The 1431-nt window shown below is 53.8% G+C and carries 2 protein-coding genes; both read left to right on the forward strand.

The genetic code is table 11. From position 1 onward, the window contains the following. Nucleotides 1–108 precede the first annotated feature (108 nt). Nucleotides 109–735 carry a 4'-phosphopantetheinyl transferase family protein gene (locus KK062_RS29755; RefSeq protein WP_254088033.1) on the forward strand — a complete coding sequence of 209 codons (627 nt, stop codon included), beginning with the start codon at nucleotides 109–111 and terminating at the stop codon, nucleotides 733–735. 109 nt (nucleotides 736–844) lie between these two features. Beyond that, a complete protein-coding gene (locus tag KK062_RS29760; RefSeq protein WP_254088034.1) occupies nucleotides 845–1099 on the forward strand; it encodes a hypothetical protein in 255 nt (84 codons plus the stop codon). Nucleotides 1100–1431 lie beyond the last annotated feature (332 nt).

Raw genomic sequence — 1431 nt, forward strand, 5'->3', positions numbered from 1 at the left:
TTATTAACAACTGCGTTGCGCTACTGACCGTTAAACTAAATCGCCATTCTAGCGCCATTGGATATACCTATAATGTCGTAAAATATACACTATATATCGCTATCGATCATGCTTACCGTTGCCTGTGTAAACCGCACCTCGACGTCGCCCGAAGCCATTCAAACGCTGGCGCAGCGCCTGGGTTTGTCCGGCATGTTGCCGCCAGCGGTCGAGTCGTCACACTATGCGCGCCACGTGCTGGGCCGATGGTTGATCCTGCAGGTATTGCGAGACCTGCAGGTGTCCGTCACGGTTGCGGACATTCGCACCAGTCTCTATGGAAAACCCTATATACCCGCGGCGCCCGCCTTCAGCTTATCGCACAGCCACGACCTGATCATATGCGCCGCGTTGCGGCACGGTCCGGTGGGCATTGACATCGAGCATCTGCGCCCGCTTGCCTGGCCAGCCTATCGGCAAGCCTTCTCGCAGCAGGAGTGGGGCGCGGTGGCTACCGCCGCCTGTCCTTCAGAAGCCTTGTTGCACCGGTGGACGCAAAAGGAGAGTGTGCTAAAGGCCGATGGCCGCGGCTTACAACTACCCTTGTCGTCCGTTGCGCTGCATGGCCTGCAGGCCACTATCGGCGAAGAGCCACAGCCCTGGCACCTTTTGCCACTGGCATGGCAAGGTTATACCGTGTGTGTCAGCACCCGTGTACCCGTACAAACGGTACGCTTAAAAGACCTGGTAGTATAGCAGCACGTGCGGTATATAGATAAGAAAGTTCGGGGAAACGGCGGTGAGTGCGTTTACGTTTAACGGATAAAAATTTACGTTTTCGGGAGTATTCTTCTTATACACAGTTATGTCGAGCACAATTGCTGCGCTGGGAAATGCTATCGGAGCCTGCATTATACTCTGTGTACTGGTATATTACTGTATTATTTGGAGTTTCCCTTTGCAAGCGCCGGTAGCGACCCTGACCCAATGCCGGGGGCTGACGCACCGCGGCATCTTTCAAATCGGGCTGCATATTTCCTTTCTCATCAACCGACACACGGGTGCCGTAAGCGTTGCCGCGGGCCGATACGGCACAGCGGTGATGCGTCGCGGCGGATAAAGTTTGAAAGTAAGCGGGATAAAGTTTAGGCTGCGTGCCACCCGGTACCCACGCACGGAATACGTGTGGAAAATCGGTTTACCAAGGCCAAAAACGCACCCGGCTCAGCGCAACGACGAATGGCAGATCCAGTCGTTGCGGCGGCGATTCAATCGATTTAGTGCACGAATTTTGCCTTTTGTAAATTATTATGTTACTTGACCGCATTAACCCCGCACATGCAGAAACAAGCCGATATCCAGACCGAGCTGCAGCTATGGGAAGCCCTACGGCAAAGCGACCAGCAAGCTTTTGCAGCACTGTACGACCGTTATTTTAAATTGTTGTACAAC

Origin of the sequence: Dawidia cretensis, from assembly GCF_018598175.1 — a bacterium.
In the GTDB taxonomy this organism is placed as follows: domain Bacteria; phylum Bacteroidota; class Bacteroidia; order Cytophagales; family Cyclobacteriaceae; genus Ohtaekwangia; species Ohtaekwangia cretensis.